The sequence below is a fragment of the Variovorax sp. KK3 genome (assembly GCF_001984055.1).
Taxonomy (GTDB): domain Bacteria; phylum Pseudomonadota; class Gammaproteobacteria; order Burkholderiales; family Burkholderiaceae_C; genus Variovorax.
In genome coordinates this window covers 69,318-87,798 of the sequence record NZ_LYVO01000015.1, presented here as the reverse complement: position 1 = coordinate 87,798, position 18,481 = coordinate 69,318, and the positions used below count along the sequence as shown (strand labels likewise).

Annotated in this window: 18 protein-coding genes; 4 read left to right on the top strand and 14 right to left on the bottom strand. The window is 69.8% G+C overall.

The window, feature by feature from the left end; all coding sequences use genetic code 11:
• Positions 1-2: 2 nt before the first annotated feature.
• The 6 genes from B0W80_RS09990 to B0W80_RS09965 form a co-directional block, all read right to left on the bottom strand.
• The gene (locus B0W80_RS09990; RefSeq protein ID WP_076998977.1) at positions 3-1,868 is read right to left on the bottom strand and encodes a DUF1800 family protein; all 1,866 of its coding nucleotides are present in this window, start codon (positions 1,866-1,868) and stop codon (positions 3-5) included.
• Positions 1,869-2,045: 177 nt separating this feature from the next.
• Positions 2,046-2,870 carry an orotidine-5'-phosphate decarboxylase gene (gene pyrF, locus B0W80_RS09985; protein WP_076998976.1) on the bottom strand — a complete coding sequence of 275 codons (825 nt, stop codon included), beginning with the start codon at positions 2,868-2,870 and terminating at the stop codon, positions 2,046-2,048.
• Between the two features lie 66 nt (positions 2,871-2,936).
• Positions 2,937-3,713 (bottom strand): uracil-DNA glycosylase family protein, encoded by a 777-nt coding sequence (locus tag B0W80_RS09980; protein WP_256856528.1) that lies wholly within the window; start codon positions 3,711-3,713, stop codon positions 2,937-2,939.
• Entirely contained in the window at positions 3,710-4,285 is a 576-nt protein-coding gene (gene rimI / locus B0W80_RS09975) for a ribosomal protein S18-alanine N-acetyltransferase (RefSeq protein ID WP_076998975.1), read from the bottom strand. Before rimI ends, B0W80_RS09980 begins: the two co-directional genes overlap by 4 nt.
• A complete protein-coding gene (gene tsaB / locus B0W80_RS09970; protein WP_076998974.1) occupies positions 4,282-4,980 on the bottom strand; it encodes a tRNA (adenosine(37)-N6)-threonylcarbamoyltransferase complex dimerization subunit type 1 TsaB in 699 nt (232 codons plus the stop codon). The genes rimI and tsaB overlap by 4 nt, the downstream gene beginning before the upstream one ends.
• Positions 4,981-4,985: 5 nt before the next feature.
• A complete protein-coding gene (locus tag B0W80_RS09965) occupies positions 4,986-5,972 on the bottom strand; it encodes a DMT family transporter (RefSeq protein WP_076998973.1) in 987 nt (328 codons plus the stop codon).
• A 116-nt stretch (positions 5,973-6,088) separates the two neighbouring features.
• Here B0W80_RS09965 and dacB point away from each other — a divergent pair, with 116 nt between their 5' ends.
• Complete coding sequence (dacB, locus tag B0W80_RS09960; RefSeq protein ID WP_076998972.1) at positions 6,089-7,516, top strand: D-alanyl-D-alanine carboxypeptidase/D-alanyl-D-alanine-endopeptidase; 1,428 nt, start codon at positions 6,089-6,091, stop codon at positions 7,514-7,516.
• A gap of 147 nt (positions 7,517-7,663) precedes the next feature.
• Complete coding sequence (locus B0W80_RS09955; RefSeq protein WP_076998971.1) at positions 7,664-9,022, top strand: lipase family protein; 1,359 nt, start codon at positions 7,664-7,666, stop codon at positions 9,020-9,022.
• 130 nt (positions 9,023-9,152) lie between these two features.
• On the opposite strand, the gene B0W80_RS09950 is transcribed toward B0W80_RS09955, so the two are convergent.
• From B0W80_RS09950 to purE, 3 genes are read right to left on the bottom strand one after another with little or no spacing between them, the layout of a single operon-like run.
• Complete coding sequence (locus B0W80_RS09950) at positions 9,153-10,154, bottom strand: L-threonylcarbamoyladenylate synthase (RefSeq protein WP_076998970.1); 1,002 nt, start codon at positions 10,152-10,154, stop codon at positions 9,153-9,155.
• A 14-nt stretch (positions 10,155-10,168) separates the two neighbouring features.
• Entirely contained in the window at positions 10,169-11,362 is a 1,194-nt protein-coding gene (locus tag B0W80_RS09945) for a 5-(carboxyamino)imidazole ribonucleotide synthase (protein ID WP_143684544.1), read from the bottom strand.
• On the bottom strand, positions 11,359-11,910 hold the full coding sequence (gene purE / locus B0W80_RS09940) for a 5-(carboxyamino)imidazole ribonucleotide mutase (RefSeq protein ID WP_076998968.1): 552 nt from the start codon (positions 11,908-11,910) through the stop codon (positions 11,359-11,361). The genes B0W80_RS09945 and purE overlap by 4 nt, the downstream gene beginning before the upstream one ends.
• A 36-nt stretch (positions 11,911-11,946) precedes the next feature.
• Between purE and B0W80_RS09935 the strand changes: the two genes are divergently transcribed.
• Complete coding sequence (locus B0W80_RS09935; RefSeq protein ID WP_076998967.1) at positions 11,947-12,867, top strand: tetratricopeptide repeat protein; 921 nt, start codon at positions 11,947-11,949, stop codon at positions 12,865-12,867.
• A 92-nt stretch (positions 12,868-12,959) separates the two neighbouring features.
• Positions 12,960-13,400, top strand: coding sequence for an META domain-containing protein (locus B0W80_RS09930; protein ID WP_076998966.1), 441 nt, complete (start codon positions 12,960-12,962; stop codon positions 13,398-13,400).
• Positions 13,401-13,444: 44 nt separating this feature from the next.
• Here the strand turns inward: B0W80_RS09930 and B0W80_RS09925 are convergent, their stop codons facing one another.
• From B0W80_RS09925 to pyk, 5 genes are all read right to left on the bottom strand, one after another.
• Complete coding sequence (locus B0W80_RS09925) at positions 13,445-14,098, bottom strand: Crp/Fnr family transcriptional regulator (RefSeq protein WP_076998965.1); 654 nt, start codon at positions 14,096-14,098, stop codon at positions 13,445-13,447.
• A gap of 88 nt (positions 14,099-14,186) precedes the next feature.
• Entirely contained in the window at positions 14,187-14,840 is a 654-nt protein-coding gene (locus B0W80_RS09920; protein ID WP_083745280.1) for a helix-turn-helix transcriptional regulator, read from the bottom strand.
• A gap of 138 nt (positions 14,841-14,978) precedes the next feature.
• A complete protein-coding gene (locus B0W80_RS09915; RefSeq protein WP_076998964.1) occupies positions 14,979-15,884 on the bottom strand; it encodes a phosphoribosylaminoimidazolesuccinocarboxamide synthase in 906 nt (301 codons plus the stop codon).
• Positions 15,885-15,982: 98 nt separating this feature from the next.
• Positions 15,983-16,870, bottom strand: coding sequence for a fructose bisphosphate aldolase (locus tag B0W80_RS09910; RefSeq protein WP_076998963.1), 888 nt, complete (start codon positions 16,868-16,870; stop codon positions 15,983-15,985).
• A 160-nt stretch (positions 16,871-17,030) separates the two neighbouring features.
• On the bottom strand, positions 17,031-18,479 hold the full coding sequence (gene pyk / locus B0W80_RS09905) for a pyruvate kinase (RefSeq protein ID WP_076998962.1): 1,449 nt from the start codon (positions 18,477-18,479) through the stop codon (positions 17,031-17,033).
• Between the last annotated feature and the right edge of the window lie 2 nt (positions 18,480-18,481).

Genomic DNA, 18,481 nt, shown 5'->3' with positions numbered 1-18,481 from the left:
CCTCATTTCTGGGCCAGGTAGCCCGGCGCGGCCATCACCAGCAACACGGCGGCGTAGACCCGGTTGTTCTTGACGGCATCGGTGCTGGTCAACGTGACCGCCGGCGTGCTCAGCGCGTTGGCGATCAGCGAGACGGTCGACGCATCGAGCTGATTGCCGGTCATCAGCAGATTGAGCCGGCGCACCAGCGCGGCCGGGTCGAGCACCAGGGCCTTCTCGGCGGCGTAGGCCGCGACCACGTCGCGGCTGTTGAAGCCGTTGGCCAGCACGTTCTGCATGAAGTTGAGGTAGCCGCCCACGCTGGTCTCGTTGACCAGCTGGAACTCGGGCGCGACCAGCTTCGCGCTGGCCATGGCGCTCGACGGCGGCACGTAGCCCGGGCGGAAGAAGTTGAAGACCGATGGCGAGCGCAGCGGGCTCTGGCCCAGCTGGTCGTTCGGGCGCGAGAGGTTGCCGATCTTCCAGGTGCCCAAGGTGGAAGCGATGCCGAAGGTGCGGCCCCACTGCACGAGGCGCAGCATGGGCTCGCGCAGGCGGCCGAAGTTCGCATCGGTCAGGCCGGCGGGGCTGCGCGCCTCGTTGTCGAGCAGCACGGCGGCGAACACGCTCTTCATGTCGCCGCGCACGCCGGAACCGTTGTCGGCGAAGACGTCGGCCACGCGCTTGACGTAGGCGGCGCTCGGGTTGCTGGTGACCAGGCGCTGGATGAGCTGCCGGCCGATGAACGGGCCGACGTTGGGATGGTTGTGCAGCGTGTCCAGCGCGGTCTTCAGCGCGGCCTTGCCCTCGGTGTTGGCGGGCACGGTGGCGCCCAGGAACTTCGCCTCGAGCATGGAATGGCGCGAAGCGGTGAGCGCCATCGGCCGCGTGGTCCAGCCGTTGCTCTCGACGGTGTAGCTGGCGCCGGGCGGGGTGAAGGCGTTGCGCTCGGACGTGGGAATGTCGAGCTCGTAGCCGGTGAAGACGCGCGCCAGGTTGGTCACGTCGTCCTGGGTGTAGCTTTCCAGCGGCACGCCGTCGGCACCTGTCTTGACCGAGCCGTCGGGGTTGAGCTGGTAGAGGCCGATGGTCATGAGCTGCATGACCTCGCGCGCGTAGTTCTCGTCGGGCTGGCGGCCCTGGGCGTTCTCTTTCTGGTTGCCCCGGGTGTTGAGGTAGTAGCCCATCGCCGGGTTGAGCGATACGTTCTCCAGCAGCTGGCGGAAGTTGCCGGTGACGCCGGCGACCAGCGTGTCCCAGAACTGGGCGAACATGTACGCGTTCCAGCTGGTGCCGATGTCGTTGGCCGACACCACGAAGATCTCGGACAGTGCGAGCGCCATGCGCTTGCGCGTGGCGTCGGTCGAGGTCATGAGCTGGTTCCACACCATGTCGTCGCTGTTGACCGCGTCGTAGGGCTTGCTCGCGACCCAGGCCCAGCCGGTCTGCGCGGTCGGCGCGTCCATCTGCGCGCCGAGCCAGGGCAGGTAGCCCTGGCTGCGCACGGCGGCGATCTCGGCCTCGGAGGCGGAGAACTGGGCTTGCAGCAGGAAGCGGGCGGCCTCGTCGTCGGTCTGGGGCTTGGCGTAGACGTAGCTCTGGCCGGACTGGGTGCTGGCCAGCGGCGTCAGCGAGCCGGCCTGGACGCTTTCGCCGTTGGTGGTGCTACCGCCGAAGCCGGCGAATCCCACGGCACCGCCGCCACCGCCTCCGCCACCTCCGCCACCGCCGCAGGCGGCGAGCGCAGCCGCAGCCAGTGCGGCAGCCGCCGGAGCCCAGGGGTTGTGCAGCGCGGCGTCCGGGCCGGCTGGAGGGGTTGTCGTCGTGTCAGGCGCACGCAGCGGCCCGTCGGTCGCCGCGGGGCGACCGGTCGCAATGTCTTCCACCATGAGTTCCTCGCTCCTCGGCGCTCTGGCGCCTTCGAATTCAAGGCAAGCACTGTGCCGGGCCAGGGCGGGGCAAGGGAACCCCTTCAGCGCGAAGATGACGACAACATTTGTCTTGGAATGTGACTTTTTCCGTCAGGTCGGCGAGATTGGCCGAACGCTGTCACTCGAAGCGCGACTTTATGCCTTGGCTTTTTCGAGCGCGTCCCTAGTACGAATGGCCTCATTCCGCGCCACGGCCGCGAAGTCCTCGCCGTCGGAGGCGTAGCAGATGGCACGCGACGAATTGACGACGATCGGCGCATCAGGCCGCCAGCCTGCACGCACGGTGGCGACCGCGTCGCCGCCCTGGGCGCCGACGCCGGGGATCAGCAGCGGCACAGTCGGCGCCAGCGCGCGCACCCGCTCGATCTCGGCCGGATAGGTCGCACCGACCACCAGGCCGAGCTGGCCGTTGAGGTTCCACGGGCCCTGGGCCAGCCGCGCGACGTGCTCGTACAGGAAGGGCTGGCCGCCGACGTCCGCCAGGCGCTTGGCCTGCAGGTCGTCGCCGCCCGGATTGCTGGTGCGGCACAGCAGGAACGCGCCCTTGCCCTCGTGGCGCAGGTAGGGTGCGACCGAGTCGAAACCCATGAAGGGCGAGAGCGTGACCGCGTCCGCCCCGTAGCGCTCGAAGGCCTCGCGCGCGTATTGCTCGGCGGTGGAGCCGATGTCGCCGCGCTTGGCATCGAGGATCGTCGGCACATGGGGCGCGTTGCGGCGCATGTGCTCCATGAGCTTTTCGAGCTGGTCCTCGGCGCGGTGCGCGGCGAAGTAGGCGATCTGCGGCTTGAAGGCGATCACCAGGTCGGCCGTGGCGTCGACGATGGCGGCGCAGAAGTCGTAGATGCGGCCGGCGTCGCCTTTCAGCCCGGCCGGAAATTTGGTGGGTTCGGGGTCGAGGCCCACGCACAGCAGCGAGCCGTTGCGGCGCTCGGCGGCGCGCAGCTTGTCCAGGAAAGTCATGGGCGGGAATTCTAGGAGGGGGGCCGAAGGCGGCTGGGAAACGGCGGGGGAACGGCTAGGAAACGGCTAGGAAGCAGCATCGATCTGGTCGGCAGCCAAGCACAGGTCGGCCCAGGCGCGGGCCTTGTCGGCCGGGTTGCGAAGCAGGTAGGCGGGCGGATAGGTGGCGACCAGCGGCACGGCCTCCCAGCCGGGCAAAGCGATGCGCGAAGCCCGTCCGCGCAGCCGGCCGAGCGGCTCGCCGCTTTGCAGCAGGCATTGAGAGGCCAGCGGGCCCATGGCCAGGACCACCTGCGGCGCAATGGCCGGCATTGGCAGGCCGTCGGACAGCGGGCGCGGGCTGCCAGGCTGGCCGGAAGCCACGCCGCGGTGGGTGCGCATGAGCTGCACGGGAACGGCGCCCGTGTGCAGCTGCAGCGCGCGCAGCATGGCCTCGAACAGGCGGCCGGCATCGCCGGCGAAGGGCTCGGCATGGCGGCCGTCGGGACCGGGGGGCATGTCGGCGACGATCAGCCAGCCGCCCGGTGCATCGCCCTCGGGGCCGTAAAGAAGGCGCGGCGGCTCGATCAGCACGCTGGCGGCCGACGGAGCGGCAGCGGGGCGTGCGACCACCGGCGGCGCCGGCGTGGCGATCGGCCAGGTGACCGGAGCGGACGCGGGCGCGCTGGCGCGGGCAGGCTGCGGTGCCGCTTCGGGCGCGACGCGAGGCGCCGCAGCCTGTGGAGGCGCAGGCACATCCGCCGGCGCCGCGACCGGCCACCAGAGCTTGATGCCCATCTCTTCGAGCATGGCGCGCTGACGCGCGTCGAGGTTCATGCCGCCGTCACCCGTGGGAACCGTCATAGCCCGCCCCAGGCGCTGTTCGATTCGTTGAGGCGCAGGCTCATGACCACGGCATCCTCGCGCGCATGGCCCTCGGCCGGGTAGTAGCCCTTGCGCATGCCCACGCGGCGGAAGCCCTGGCGCTCGTAGATCGACAGCGCCCGCTGATTGCTGGCGCGCACCTCGAGCCACAGCCACTGCGCGTTCTGGCCGCGCGACCAGCCGGCCAGCGCTTCGAGCATCAGCGGGGCCCAGCCCTGGCCCTGGAACATGGGTGCGACGGTGATGTTGAGCAGGTGCACCTCGTCGACGCCCTTCATGGCCACGAAGTAGCCGATCAAAGTCTCTTCACCGGACTGCGAGGCCGGCCGGCCCCAGAGCGCGCGCGGGCGCCGCGCCGGCGGTGCGTCGCCCGGCATGGGCGCCGGTGCCACCAGGCACTGGCAGTGGTAGCCGGCGGCCATCGAGTCGCTGAAATTGGCGGGCGTCCAGGGGTGCGTGTAGGCACTGCGCTCGATGACGCACACGGCCGCGACCCGCTCGAGCGTGATCGGCTCGAGGCGTGCTTCTCGCGGCTGCAGGACGGCGCTCATGTGCTCTGGGAACCCGGCGTCGCCTTGAGGGCGGCGCGCTCTTCGGTGGTTTGTGCAACTTTATCCCGAACATACAGCGGCCAGGCCTGTGCCGGCGCGACCGCCCTGCCGGCGGCAAGCAGATCGGGGGCCAGCCGCAGCATGGCCTCGGCGGTGGGAAGCGCATCGTGGCGTGCGGCGGACGGCGGCAGTCGCTCGCCGTACGCCGCGAAGACATTGCCGGCCAATGCCCAGCCGGGCGGCACCTGGAGTTGCTCCGGCGCCATCAGCTGCGGCTCGGCCGGGGCCTCGGGGCGCTCGAAGTCGTAGCGGGCGGCATAGAGCTCGTCCATGCGCGCATCGAGCAGTGCGACCACCTGGAGGGCGCCGAAGCGGTGACGCGCGTCCTCGGCCACCGCGTGCAGGGTGTCGATCGGCAGCAGGGACACGCCGGCGCCGAAGCCCAGGCCCTGTGCAACCGAGCAGGCGGTGCGCAGCCCCGTGAAGGAACCGGGCCCGCGGCCGAAGGCGATGGCGTCGAGCTCCGCCATGGCCAGCCCGACCTCGGCCAACAGCTGCCGGATCAGCGGGATCAGCGTGCCGGAGGCCTGTGCGCCGCCGGCGCCGGCGCGTGCGATCACCCGGTCGCCATGGCGCACCGCCACCGACAGCAATTCGGTGCTGGTGTCGAAGGCCAGGAGCTTGGTTGACGCCATGTGCCTCAGCCTCGTGCAGCGGCAGCCGCGGCCACGCTGCGGGCGCCCACGCGCTGCACGCCGAACAGGATGCCGGCGGTGACCAGCAGCAGGCCCGCGATGAGGTTCCAGTACAGCGGCTCGTTCAGGAAGACCACCGCGGCCAGCGCCGACAGGCCTGGCACCAGCGCAGTGATCATGGTGGTGCGCACCGGCCCGAAATACTGGACCATCCGCGTGAAGGTGATGCCCGAGATGACGACCGAGCCGAGGCCCTGGAACATCATCTGGAAGACGATCTCGCCCCACGGCGCGCTGCCCAGCCGGCTCGCCACCAGTCCGAAACCGGCCAGCAGCGCATAGGCCGGCACGTAGACCAGAAAAGCGAAGACGGTGATGGCGATGGTCGCGCGCACCGCGTCGAGCCCTTCGCGCCGCACGACCACGCTGTAGCAGGCCCAGCAGAAGGCGGCCCCCATGAACAACAGGTCGCCCTTCCAGAGCTCGCCGCCTTCGAGGGCGTGCAGCAGGCTGGCACCGCCCACCAGCAGGTCGCCCAGCACGATCAGCGCCAGGCCGAGCAGGCGCGCCGGGGTCAGGCGGTCGTGCAGCACCACGGCGGCGAGCACGGCCGTCCACAGTGGCAGGCTGCCCGGCAACAGCACCGAGGCATGGATGGCCGGCGCATAGAAGAAACCGGAATAGGAGAGCACGGCATAGGCGAGGCCGCCGAACACGCCGGTGACCGCCGTCGTGCGCAGCGCCAGCGGCGAGAGGCCGAACAGCGAGCCCTGCGCGGGATCGCGCCGGCGCGCCTGCGCGACCAGCCATGCGCCCCAGGGCAGCAGCACCAGGCTGGCGCCGCAGATGCGCGCGAAGGCGATGTCGAGGGGCGTGAGCGAGCGCCCGGCCGAGGCGCGGGCGATGACGATGAAGGCGGTCCAGACCAGGACGGTGACGATGGCCGCGCCGATGCCGATTGCACGGGGGGACAGGCGGGGAGCGGCGGGCATCGGGCGATTATCGAGGGCAGGCCATGCACCACGCTGCGGCGGGCCCATGCAGCGAGCGCCGTGCCGGGGCGGCCCGGGATAATCGCGCGATGCCTTTTGCCCCAACGCTGGCTTCGATGCTCGCCTCGAAGCAGATCGCGCACCGCGCCGCCCGTGTGTCGACCCTGTGCGCCCTGATCGCTTCGGTGCCCGCCCTGGCCCAGAGCCTGCCGCCCGAAGTCGAAGCCGCGCTGGCCCGCGCCAAGGTGCCGCGCGAAGCCGTCACCATGCTGGTGGCGGATGCTGAAGCCGTGCGCCCGCCGCGGCTGGCCTGGCGCTCGCAGGTGCCGATGAACCCGGCTTCGGTGATGAAGCTGGTCACCACCTATGCAGCGCTCGACCTGCTCGGGCCGGCCTATGCCTGGCGCACGCCGGTGTACGTCGACGGGCCGGTGCGCGACGGCGTGCTGGCCGGCAACCTCTACATCCAGGGCCAGGGCGATCCCAAGCTGGTCATCGAGCGCCTGTGGCTGCTGATGCGCCGCGTGCAGGGCCTGGGCATCCACACCATCCGCGGCGACATCGTCCTGGACCGCGGTGCATTCGACGCGGCCGAGACCGACCCCTCGGCCTTCGACGGCGAAGGCTCGCGCCCTTACAACGCCGCTCCGGACGCGCTTTTGATCAACTTCCGCTCGGTCGTGATGACCTTCCAGCCGAACCGCGACGGCCAGACCGCGCAGATCGCCTACGAGCCGGCGCTCAGAGGCGTCGCCATGCAGGCCAACGTGCCGCTGTCGGCCGGCGATTGCGGCGACTGGCGCGCCACGCTGGCACCGGCCCTGGCCGACCCGTCGCGCATCGGCTTCGCCGGCACCTACCCCGCCGCCTGCGGCGAGAAGACCTGGGCGGTGGCCTACACCGAGCCGCGCAGCTATGCGGTCCGCGCCGTGGGGGGCATGTGGGCCGAGATGGGCGCGAAGCTGCAGGGTCAGGTGCGCGAAGGCCCGGTGCCGGCGGGCCTGAAGCCAGCCTTCGAGGCCGTCTCGCCGCCGCTGTCCGAGGTGGTGCGCGACATCAACAAGTTCAGCAACAACGTGATGGCACAGCAGGTCTTCCTCACGCTCGGCTTGCAGCAGAGGCGGCGCGGCACGCCGGAGGCCGCCCGCGCCGCGATGCGCCAGTGGTGGAACGAGCGCATCGGCACCGGGGAGGGCCAGCCGGTGTTCGACAACGGCTCCGGGCTGTCGCGCGACGAGCGCATCAGCGCGGCCGCGCTGGCGAAGATGCTTCAGGTGGCCTGGCGCTCCCCGCTGATGCCCGAACTGGTCTCGTCGCTGCCGGCCATGGGCGTGGACGGAACGCTGCGCCGGCGCACGCTGCGCTCGGGCGGCGCGGCCCACCTGAAGACCGGCACCCTGCGCGACTCGGCCGGCATCGCGGGCTATGTGCACGGCGCCAGCGGAAGGCGCTGGGTGGTCGTGGCCATCGCCAACCACGGCAACGCGGCGGCGGCACGCCCGGCCTTCGACGCACTGGTCGACTGGGCGGCGCAGGACAACTGAGGCGACTCCGCGCACCTGCCTTCGGGGTCGCCGAGGCGACTGGCGGTCGCTTCGGCTCGGGCTTTCCCTTGGTCCGGACAGGAGGCGCGGCCCTAGGATGGGCCGCTTCCCTTGGTACGACAACACCCCAGAACGGAGACAAGCCCCATGAAACGTCTGCATCTCTTGAGTGCCATCGCCACGGCCGCGCTGCTCGCCTCGTGCGGCGGCGGCGGCGATGGCGGCAACGGTTTCGCCTTCATCGGCGCGGGTACCGGCACGGGCACCGGCGGTGGCGGCACCGTGACCACCGGCGCATTGCAGGAGCCGCCCGTCATCGTAACCACGCTGAGCGCCGCGCAGATCGACGGCGCCAGCGCGCAAAGCGGGCTGCAGGCCATCAGCGGCAAGGCGCGCTGCGACGTCAACGTGATCTCGCTCAATTACACGACCGTCGGGCCGAAGGGCGAAGCCACCAATGCGTCAGGTGTGCTGCTGATGCCGGCCGGCAGCTGCGCCAGCGGCGCGCCGCTGGTGGCCTATGCCAAGGGCACCGACGTCCAGAAGCCGCGCACGCTGGTCAATCCGCAGGACCCGGAGACCTTCACGCTGACCGCGATGTACGCGGCCCAGGGCTACGCGGTGGTCGCGACCGACTACCTGGGCTATGCCAAGTCGACCTTTCCCTACCACCCCTACCTGCATGCCGACTCCGAGGCGCGCACGGTGCTCGACTCGGTGCGGGCCGCGCGGGCGGCGGTGGCGAGCGCGGGCGGGTCGCTGTCGGGCAAGGTGATGATCACCGGCTATTCGCAGGGCGGCCATTCCTCGATGTCGGCGCATCGCGCGGCCGAGCGCGACAACGCGGCCGAGATCAACGTGGTGGCCGGCGCGCACCTGGCCGGGCCTTACAACCTGTCGGGCTCGTTCAAGGTGACCCAGGCGATCGCGGGCTACCAGTACTTCGTGCCGATGATCGTCAACTCGTACCAGCGCGTGTACGGCGACGTCTACACCGACATCAACACGGTCTACAAGCTGCCCTACGCCAACTACATGGACAACCTGCTGCCGAGCCCGACGCTGAACTACACGACGCTGTTGACCACCGGCACGCTGCCGGGCGGCACGCCGAACCAGGCGCGCGACGCGTTGTTCCAGGCCGCCTACATCGCCGACGTGCAGACCAATCCGAACAACGCGCTCTACCTCGACGCCAAGAAGAACGACCTGTTCGGCTGGAACCCGAAAGCCAAAACGCTGCTGTGCGGCGGCGCCGGCGACCCGACCGTGCCACCGGCCGTGCACATGGTTCCGATGAAGGCCGACTTCGACTCGCGCGGCGTGACGACGGTGACGACGGTGGACGTGGACGCGCAGATCCAGGCGACGTTCGGGCCGGGCGGCAGGGCGCCGACCGACCCGACGACGGCCGCTTACGCGACCTACTACGGGGCGTATCACGGCACCTACGAGCCGCCTTTCTGCCACGCGCGTGCCAGGGCTCTCTTCGACACGGTGAAGTAGGCTCTCCCCCAGGCTTGCTCGCTTCGCGTAGCCGCCAACCCCCTCACCGGGGGCGCTGCCAGCCGCCCGGCAAAGCCGGTTCCGCGGCAGCCTTGAACGGGCGCGCTTCGCGCAGCCGCGCAGGCAAACGCTACGCCGCGGCCGCTCTCTGAAGCCGGTCGCGCACGCCTTCCCACTCCGGCGTGGAGGGCGGTGCTTCGACCCAGATCAGCTTCACGCCCTCGTCGTCGAACTGCCGCAGCAGGGCGAACAGCTGTTGCGCCGCAGCCGCTGCATCGTCGGGCATGCGGCGCAGCAGCACGCGCTGCGAACGGCTCTTGAGCGGGCTGCGTGCCCACACCGCCAGGTGCGCGGCATTGACGCCCAACACGTCCAGGCCGGTCTGCAGGGCCTTGGCGTCCATCAAGCGGAGCTTGGCAGCGGGTGCGTAATGCGCCTCCAGCGTGCCAGAGGCACGCGGGTCGGGCGCGGCCAGCTCGTGCCGGTCGCGCAGCGGCTCGCCGCAGGCGGCTTCGATCTGCGTACGCGTGATGGCCCCGGGCCGCAGCAGCACGGGCTGTCCCCGGCTGCAATCGACGATGGTGGATTCGATTCCGACGTCGCAAGGACCGCCGTCGATCACCAGCAGCGCGTCGCCGAACTCCTGCCGCACGTGCTCGGCGGTGGTGGGGCTCACGCGGCCGAAGCGGTTGGCGCTGGGCCCGGCCACGCCGGGCACGCCCTGCTCGGCACAGGCCTCGAGCAGCGCCTGCGCCACCGGATGGGCGGGGCAGCGCAGGCCGACGGTGTCCTGCCCACCCGCCGCCGCGGCGGCCACGCCGGGCTGCCGGGTGACGATCAAGGTCAGCGGGCCGGGCCAGAAGGCCTTCACCAGCTTTTGTGCAAAGGGCGGCAGCGGCTGCGCGAAGCGCGACAACGCCTCGGTGCCCTTCGTGCCGGCCGCCACGTGCACGATCAGCGGGTGGTCGCTGGGCCGCCCCTTGGCCGCGAAGATGGCGGCCACCGCCTCGTCGCTGCTGGCATCTGCGCCCAGGCCGTAGACCGTTTCGGTCGGAAAGGCGACCAGGCCGCCGGCACGCAGCATGCGGGCGGCCTCGTCGATCGCTTCGGGCAACCGGCCATCTCGAATCATCGCCAGTGCCCGCCCTATTCAGACAGCGGGATCGGCAGGCCCAGCAGCGCGGCGGCGAAGTCGGCCGTGCTGCGCACCTGCTCGATGTCGTCGCCGGTGAGCGTCAGGTGGCCCATCTTGCGACCGCGCCGCGCGCCTGCCTTGCCATAAAGGTGCAGGTGGGCGCCCGGCAGCGCGAGCACGTCGGCCCAGCGCGGCTCGACAGGGGCCTGCGCCCCCCGCGGTGCGCCGGCGGTGTCGACGTCGGGAAACCACAGGTCGCCCAACAGGTTCAGCATCAGCGCCGGGCTGTGCTGGCGCGGGGCAGTGAGCGGCAGGCCGGCCAGCGTGCGCACCTGAAGCTCGAACTGCGACACGTCGCAGGCATCGAGCGTCCAGTGGCCGCTGTTGTGCGGGCGTGGCGCCATCTCGTTGACCACCAGCGAGCCATCGGACAGCACGAAGAACTCGACGCACAGCACGCCGACGTACTGCAGGCCTTCCGCGATGGCGATGGCCGAGTTGACCGCCAGCCGCGCGGGCGCCTCGGGAATGTTCTGTGCATGCACCTCGGTCACCGCGAGGATGCCGTTGCGGTGCAGGTTGCGCTGCGGCGGGAAATGCACCACCTGCCCGTCCTGGCCGCGCGCGACGATCACCGAGCATTCGTAGTCGAGCGGCATCAGCTTTTCGAGCACACAGGGCACCTGGCCGGCGCTCTCCCAGGCGGCGGCCAGCTCTTCGCGATCGCTCACGCGCTGCTGGCCCTTGCCGTCGTAGCCGAGGCGCGCGGTCTTCAGGATGCCGGGCAGCAGGTTGGGCGGCACGAGCGCCATCTGCTCGTCGGTCTCGATGACCGCATAGGGTGCGCAGTCGACCCCGCAGCTGACGAAATGGCTTTTCTCGCGCACGCGGTCCTGCGCGATCGCGACCGCGGCGGCGCCCGGCCGCACCGGCCGTGCCACCGCAAGATGCTCCAGCGAGGGCGCCGGCACGTTCTCGAACTCGGTGGTGATGGCGTCGGCCAGGCCGGCCAGGCGCGCGAGGCCGTCGATGTCGGTGTAGTCGGTGTGGATGTGGTGGTGGCTCACCCGGCCGGCCGGGCTGTCGGCATCGGGGTCGAGCACTGCGGTGAGGTAGCCCATGCGCTGGGCGGCGTGCACCAGCATGCGGCCGAGTTGACCGCCACCCACCACGCCGAGCGTGGCGCCGGGAAGGATCGCGCTCACAGGGCACCCCCGCCCTGGGGCGTGAACGGCGACACCGCGCCCGGCGCGGATGCATCTGCCGGTGGGAGCGTCATCGAACGGGCGGCCTCGGTCTGCCGAGCCCGGAACGCGTCGAGCCGTTCGCGAAGCCCCGCATCGCCTACGGCCAGCATCGCGACGGCGAACAGGGCCGCGTTGGCCGCGCCGGCGTTGCCGATGGCGAACGTGGCGACCGGCACGCCCTTGGGCATCTGGACGATGCTGTAGAGCGAATCGACCCCCTGCAGGTGCCGGCTGGCGACCGGCACGCCCAGCACGGGCACGGTGGTCTTGGAGGCCAGCATGCCGGGCAGGTGGGCCGCGCCGCCCGCACCTGCGATGATGGCTGCCAGGCCGCGCCCGGCGGCGCTCTCGGCGTAGGCGAACAGTTCGTCGGGCATGCGGTGGGCCGAGACCACCCGCGCCTCGTGGGCAATGCCGAATTGCGTGAGAATCTCGACCGCGTTGCGCATCGTCTCCCAGTCGGAGTTCGAGCCCATGACGACGCCGACCTGAATGGGTTGGTTCATGTTTTCAATTTTACGTTTCACCCCCATCCTGACGCGATGATCGACATCACCCTCGAAAATTTTCAGACCGAGCTGATCGACGGCTCGATGACCACGCCGGTGTTGCTCGACATCTGGGCCGAATGGTGCGGCCCCTGCAAGCAGCTCGGGCCGGTGCTCGAGAAGCTCGAGGTCGAATACGCGGGCCGCTTCACGCTGGCCAAGCTCGACGCCGACAAGGTGCCGCAGATCTCGCAGCAGCTGAGCCAGATGTTCGGGGTGCGCAGCATCCCCTTTTGCGTGATGTTCAAGGACGGCCAGCCGGTGGACGGCTTCGTCGGCGCCATTCCGGCAGACCAGATCCGCGCCTTTCTCGACAAGCACGTGCCGGGCGAAGACGAGCTCGAGGCCGCCGAGCACGAGGAGGCCGCGCAGGACGCCCTGGCCGAGGGGGACACCGAAGGCGCGCTCGAACGGCTGCAGCACGCGGTGGCGGCCGACCCGGCCAATGACGATGCTCGCTTCGACTACGTGAAGCTGCTGATGCAGCAAGGCCGCGTCGACGATGCCAAGGTGGCCTTCGCGCCGGTGATCGCCAAGGCGCCGGCCGTGCGGCGCTTCGATGCGCTGCAGCGCTGGATGGACGCGGCGGACTTCGCCGCGCCGGTGGCCGGCGCCGCGCCGACCATCGCGGATGCCGAGGCGCGCATCGCCGCCAACAAGCGCGACTTCGACGCCCGCTACGACCGCGCCCGCCTGCTCATGCAGGCGCAGCAATGGACCGAAGCCATGGACGAGCTGCTCGACATCCTCATGCGCGACAAGGGCTGGAACGACGAACTGGCGCGCAAGACCTACATCGCCATCCTCGAGATCATCGAGCCGCCGAAGCCCAAGGTGGCCGATGGCCAGATCCCGCCGGACGACCCGACCGTGGCCAGCTACCGCCGTCGCCTGAGCAGCGTGGTCCTGAGCTGATCCCGCATACCGCGGCCGGAGAACTTTCGCGTGGCCGCGAAGCTCGCATACGATGGGCGGGTTTCATTGTGTTGCAGAAGGAAAGTCCGGCCATGCGCTTCCTCTTCCTGACCACGGCCCTGGCGGCGTCGATGATGGTGTCCGGCTGCGGCAGCGGCATCAACCTCGACGAGCCGATCGAAGGACCGGTCTGGCAGCTCGAGCAGCTCGGCAACGAGCTGATCGAGCCGAGCGCCGACCCGCGGCGCAATGCCAAGATCCAGTTCGATCGCAGCAGTGGCCGGATCACCGGCTCGGGTGGCTGCAACAACGTGAGCGGCACTTACGAGCGCAGCGGCAGCACGCTGCGCATGCGCCAGCTGGGCGCCACCCGCATGGCCTGCCCCAACGAGGCCGCCAACATCAACGAAACCCAGTTCTTCGCAGCGCTGCAGGCCACGACCAGCTACCGGCTGCAGGGAAACGCGAAGCTGTCGCTCCTGGATGGCAACGGGCGGACGGTGGCGACGCTGAGCAACGGCGGCGGGCGCTGAAGCCACGTCGCGCCGGTCACCACCTGACGATCACCACCTGACGATCACCACTTGGCGGGCAGCGGCTTGAGCAGCAGCAGCCGCGACCCTTGCGCCGTGACGTAGCCACCGCTTTCCAGGTCTTTCCAGAGCCGGCTGACCATCTCGCGCGAACAGCCGATCTCGCTGGCCATCGCCTGGTGGGTCAGGCGTGCCATCACCCAGCCACCTCCGCCCTGCGGCTGCGATCGCGATTCCAGCAGCGCCTTCAACCGGCTGTAGACGTCGAGAAGCGCCATGCTGCGCGCACTCTGCGTGGCCAGCCTCGCGCGCTTGATCAGACGCATGATCAGTTCCTGCGCGAGCTCGGGGTCTTGCGCCAGCTGCCGCAGCATGGTCTCGCGGCCCACCACGGCGCACAGCGTGGCTTCGGTGGCCTGGATGCTGGCCGAGCGCGGCCCGCCGTCGAGCGACATCTCGCCCACGTACTCGCCGGGTCCGTGCAAGCCGAGAGTGACCTCGCGTCCGCGCGCGTCGGAGACGAAGGCTCGCACCTGGCCGGTCAGGACGATGTAAAGCGTGCCGCCCTCGTCGCCTTCCTCGATCAACATGGCGTGGCGGCGGTAGCGCCGTTGCACACCCAGCGCTGCCAGTCTCTGGAGGGTCGGCGGCAGTGCGGCAGCGGGGTCGGCGCGGGATACGACGGGCGTCGGCAGCATCCGGGGACTATACGGCCCGCACCCCCTTCGGCACGAGCCCCTGTAGCGGCCGGCAGGCCGCCGAAGAGTGCACACGCGTCGCAGCCCTTCAGTCCGAGCCCACCAGGCGCAGCGCCGACACGATCTGCGGCATGCGCGAGAGTTCGCGCACGATCTCGCGCACGCTGCCGCGGCCGGTCTTCTGGCGCACGTTCTTGATGTGGGTGCGAACGGTGGAGACGCGGATGCCCTGCAGGCAGGCGATCTCCTGCGCACCACGGCCCGCGCACAGTTGCGTCAGCACGCCCTGCTCGGCCGGCGTCAGGCGCTTGGCGCGGGCGAACATCTGCATGGTGAGGGTTTCGCAGGTCGAGCGCCGGCTGCACATGATCAGCACCGTGTCGATGGTGCCGCTGCCGTGCAGCATCGCCAGTGGCACGAAGGCCAGCATGAGCGGCTCGCCCTCGGCGTCGAGCTCCACGATGCTGCGGCAATCGCGCTCCGCGTCCTTCAGCGCCTGGCGGATGCGCGCCTGCCAGGCCGGCAGCGCGGTCCACAGCATGCCGTCGACCTCGCGCAATGCGCGGCCGCCCGCCAGCTCGCGGCGTGCCGGCCGGTTGGCATGCAGGAGGCGGCCGGTCAGGTCCACCATCAGCAGGCCGTGGTCGATCTCGTCGAGCACGCGGGCCAGCAGGCCGGCCTGCAAGGCTTCTGGCGGAGCATCGTTGCGCAGGACGGGCGATACGGTGGCAGCGGCGTTCATGGCACTTTCCCCTTACATGCGATTTGGTAAGAGGAAAGTTTGAACACTCCTGGAATGGGCGGGCAGTGACTATTGCCAGCCAGCTTGTGACTTATTCACGTCGGCCGCGTCGGCCGCCCGCCAGCCCCATCAGCGCAATCAGCCCGTCAGCCGCTGCAGGCACTCGCGGTACTTGGCGGCGGTTTTCTCGATCACCTCGGCGGGCAGGCGCGGTGCCGGCGGCGTCTTGTCCCAGGGCTTGCCATTGATGCGGACGCCCTCCAGCCAGTCGCGCACGAACTGCTTGTCGTAGCTCGGCGGATTCGTGCCGGCGGCCAGGGCGGACTGGTAGCCCTCGATGGGCCAGTAGCGCGAGCTGTCGGGCGTGAGCACCTCGTCCATCAGCACCAGCGTGCCGGCGTCGTCCAGGCCGAACTCGAACTTGGTGTCGGCGATGATCATCCCCTTGCCCAACGCGATGGCAGCCGCCGTCTCGTAGATGGCGATGCTGACGTCGCGGATCTGCTGGGCCAGGGCCGGGCCGACGACCTCGACCACGCGCTCGTAGCTGATGTTCTCGTCGTGCGCACCGGCGGCCGCCTTGGCCGCAGGCGTGAAGATCGGCCGCGGCAACTGGCTCGCGTTGCCCAGGCCCTCGGGCAGCGGCACGCCGCAGACCGAACGACCCTCCTGGTACTCCTTCCAGCCGCTGCCGGCCAGGTAGCCGCGCACCACGGCCTCGACCGGGATCGGCTTGAGGCGCTTGACCAGCATCGATCGGTCCTTGACCTGTGGCACTTCAGCCGGGGCCACCACGCTCTCGGGCGCTTCGCCGGTCAGGTGGTTGGGGCACAGGTGGCCGAGCCGGTCGAACCACCACAGCGCCATCTGCGTGAGGATCACGCCCTTGCCAGGGATCGGCTCGCCCATGATCACGTCGAAAGCCGACAGGCGGTCGCTGGCCACCATCAGGATGCGGTCTTCGCCGACTGCGTAGTTGTCGCGCACCTTGCCGCGCGCGAGCAGAGGCAGGCTCTGGATGGAGGAGGTGTGGACGGTGGTCATGGCAATTTCGAAAGGGACGACGGCCGGGAGCGTCGATTGTGCGCGCAGAAAAAAGCCACCGCGGACGGTGGCCTGGACCGGCGACGCACGGCGGGAGTTCAGTTGCTCGAGGCGCGGTGGATCGCTTCGGTGGCCGTGTCGAGCGCGGCGTCGAAATCGGCGTCCGACTGCTGGGCGCTCAGGCCTTCGGTCAGCGCGCGGCTGAAGCTGGCGATGACGCCCGGGTTGCGCGCGAGGCGAGCGTTGGCATCGTCGCGCGAATAGCCACCCGACAGCGCCACCACCCGCACCACCTTCGGATGCGCCACCAGCTCGTTGTAGAACCCGTCCACGTCGGGAATGGTGAGCTTGAGCATGACCTTGGTGTCGGCCGGCAGTGCGTTCAGGCGCTCGATGAAGCCCTTCTTGAGCAGCGCTTCGGCCTCTTTCTTGTCGGCAGCGCCGATCGAGACTTCGGGCTCGATGATCGGCACCAGGCCGGCGTTGAAGATCTGCTGGCCCACGGCGAATTGCTGGTCGAGCACGGCGGCGATGCCCTTTTCGTTGGCGGCATCGATCACCGAGCGCATCTTGGTGCCGAAGATGCCCTTGGCCTTCGCGCGCGCCAGCAGCGCGTCGAGTTCGGGCATCGGCTTCATGAGCTGCACGCCGTCGGCGGCGGCGGCCAGGCCCTTGTCGACCTTGAGGAAAGGCACGACCTGCTTGCGCTCCCACAGGTAGGTGGCGGCGTCCACGCCATCGATCTGGCGGTCCATGGTCGCCTCGAAGAGGATGGCGCCGAGGATGCGGCGGCCGTCGAAGGCCTTGCTGGTGACGATGCGGGTACGCATGGCGTGCACGAGATCGAACATCTCGGCATCGTTCTTGTAGGCGCTTTCTTCGATGCCGTAGAGCTTGAGTGCCTTGGGCGTGCTGCCACCGCTCTGGTCCAGCGCGGCGATGAAGCCCTTGCCCGTGGCGATCTTGTTCAGTTGTTCCGTGTTCACTGCATCACTCTCTGGTTCATCGCCGCGACACGGCGAAGGTGGGTGGATTAATACGTATGGATTGTATCGGCGGCCAATTTCCCGGCCCCTTCTTGCCCCCATCGCTCCTTTGCCCAACCCTCGACAGCTGCGACCGGCGAGGCGGACGCGCAGAGCGGGATCAGCTCACGCGGCAGATCTTCAGCATGTTGGTGCCGCCCGGAGCACCCATCGGCTCGCCGCAGGTGATGGCGTAGATGTCGCCGGTCTGCACGATGCCGCGCTTCTTGAGGTGAGCCTCCGCCCGCTCGAGTGCGGTGTCGCGGTCGGTCTCGGCATCCATGAGCAGCGGGCGCACGTTGCGGTACAGGGCCATCTTGCGCTGGGTGGCCAGGCGCGAGGTCAGGGCGTACATGGCAATGTGGGCGCGATGGCGGCTCATCCACAGCGGCGTGGAGCCGGATTCGGTCAGCGCGACGATGGCCTTGGCGCCCAGGTGGTGCGCGGTGAACAGCGCGCCCATGGCGATCGACTGGTCGATGCGGCTGTAGGTCTGGCCGCTGAAGTCGGCGTCGAGGTGCTTGTCCTCGGCCTGCTCGGCGGCTTCGCAGATGCGGCTCATCTCTTGCACGGTTTCGAGCGGGTAGCGGCCCGACGCGGTTTCGGCCGAGAGCATCACGGCGTCGGTGCCGTCGAGCACCGCGTTGGCCACGTCGCTCACCTCGGCGCGGGTGGGCACCGGGTTGCTGATCATGGATTCCATCATCTGCGTGGCGGTGATGACCACCTTGTCCATCTCGCGGGCCATGCGGATCATCTTCTTCTGCAGCGCCGGCACGGCCGCGTTGCCCACCTCCACCGCCAGGTCGCCGCGCGCGACCATGATGCCGTCGCTGGCGCGCAGGATCTCGTCGAGCTTGGGGATGGCCTCGGCGCGCTCGATCTTCGCGATCATGCCGGGCTTGTGGCCGAACTCGGCGGCCGCCACGTTGCACAGCTGGCGCGCCATTTCCATGTCGGTCGCGTTCTTGGGGAAGCTCACGGCCACGTAGTCGGCCTGGAAGCTCATGGCGGTCTTGATGTCCTCCATGTCCTTGGCCGTCAGCGCCGGCGCCGTCAGGCCGCCGCCCTGCTTGTTGATGCCCTTGTTGTTGGACAGCTCCCCGCCCAGGCGCACGGTGGTGTAGACCGCGTCGCCTTTCACCGCGTCGACGGCCAGCACGATGAGGCCGTCGTTGAGCAGCAGCGTGTCGCCCGGCTTCACGTCGCGGGGCAGGTCCTTGTAGTCGAGCCCCACGGCGTCGACGTCGCCCAGTTCGGTGCGCGAACCGTCGAGAACGAACTTGGCGCCCGGCTCCAGCAAGACCTTGCCCTCGGCGAACTTGCCGACCCGGATCTTGGGGCCCTGCAGGTCGGCCATGATCGCCACTTCGCGGCCGGCCCGCTTGGCCGCCTCGCGAACCATGGTGGCGCGGTTGATGTGGTCCTGCGCCGTGCCATGGCTGAAGTTGAGCCGCACCACGCTGACCTTGTGGTGGATCATCTGCTCCAGCAGCTCGGGCGAGCTGGACGCAGGCCCGAGGGTGGCGACGATCTTGGTGGCGTGGCGGGGTAGGCGAGGCGTGCTCATGC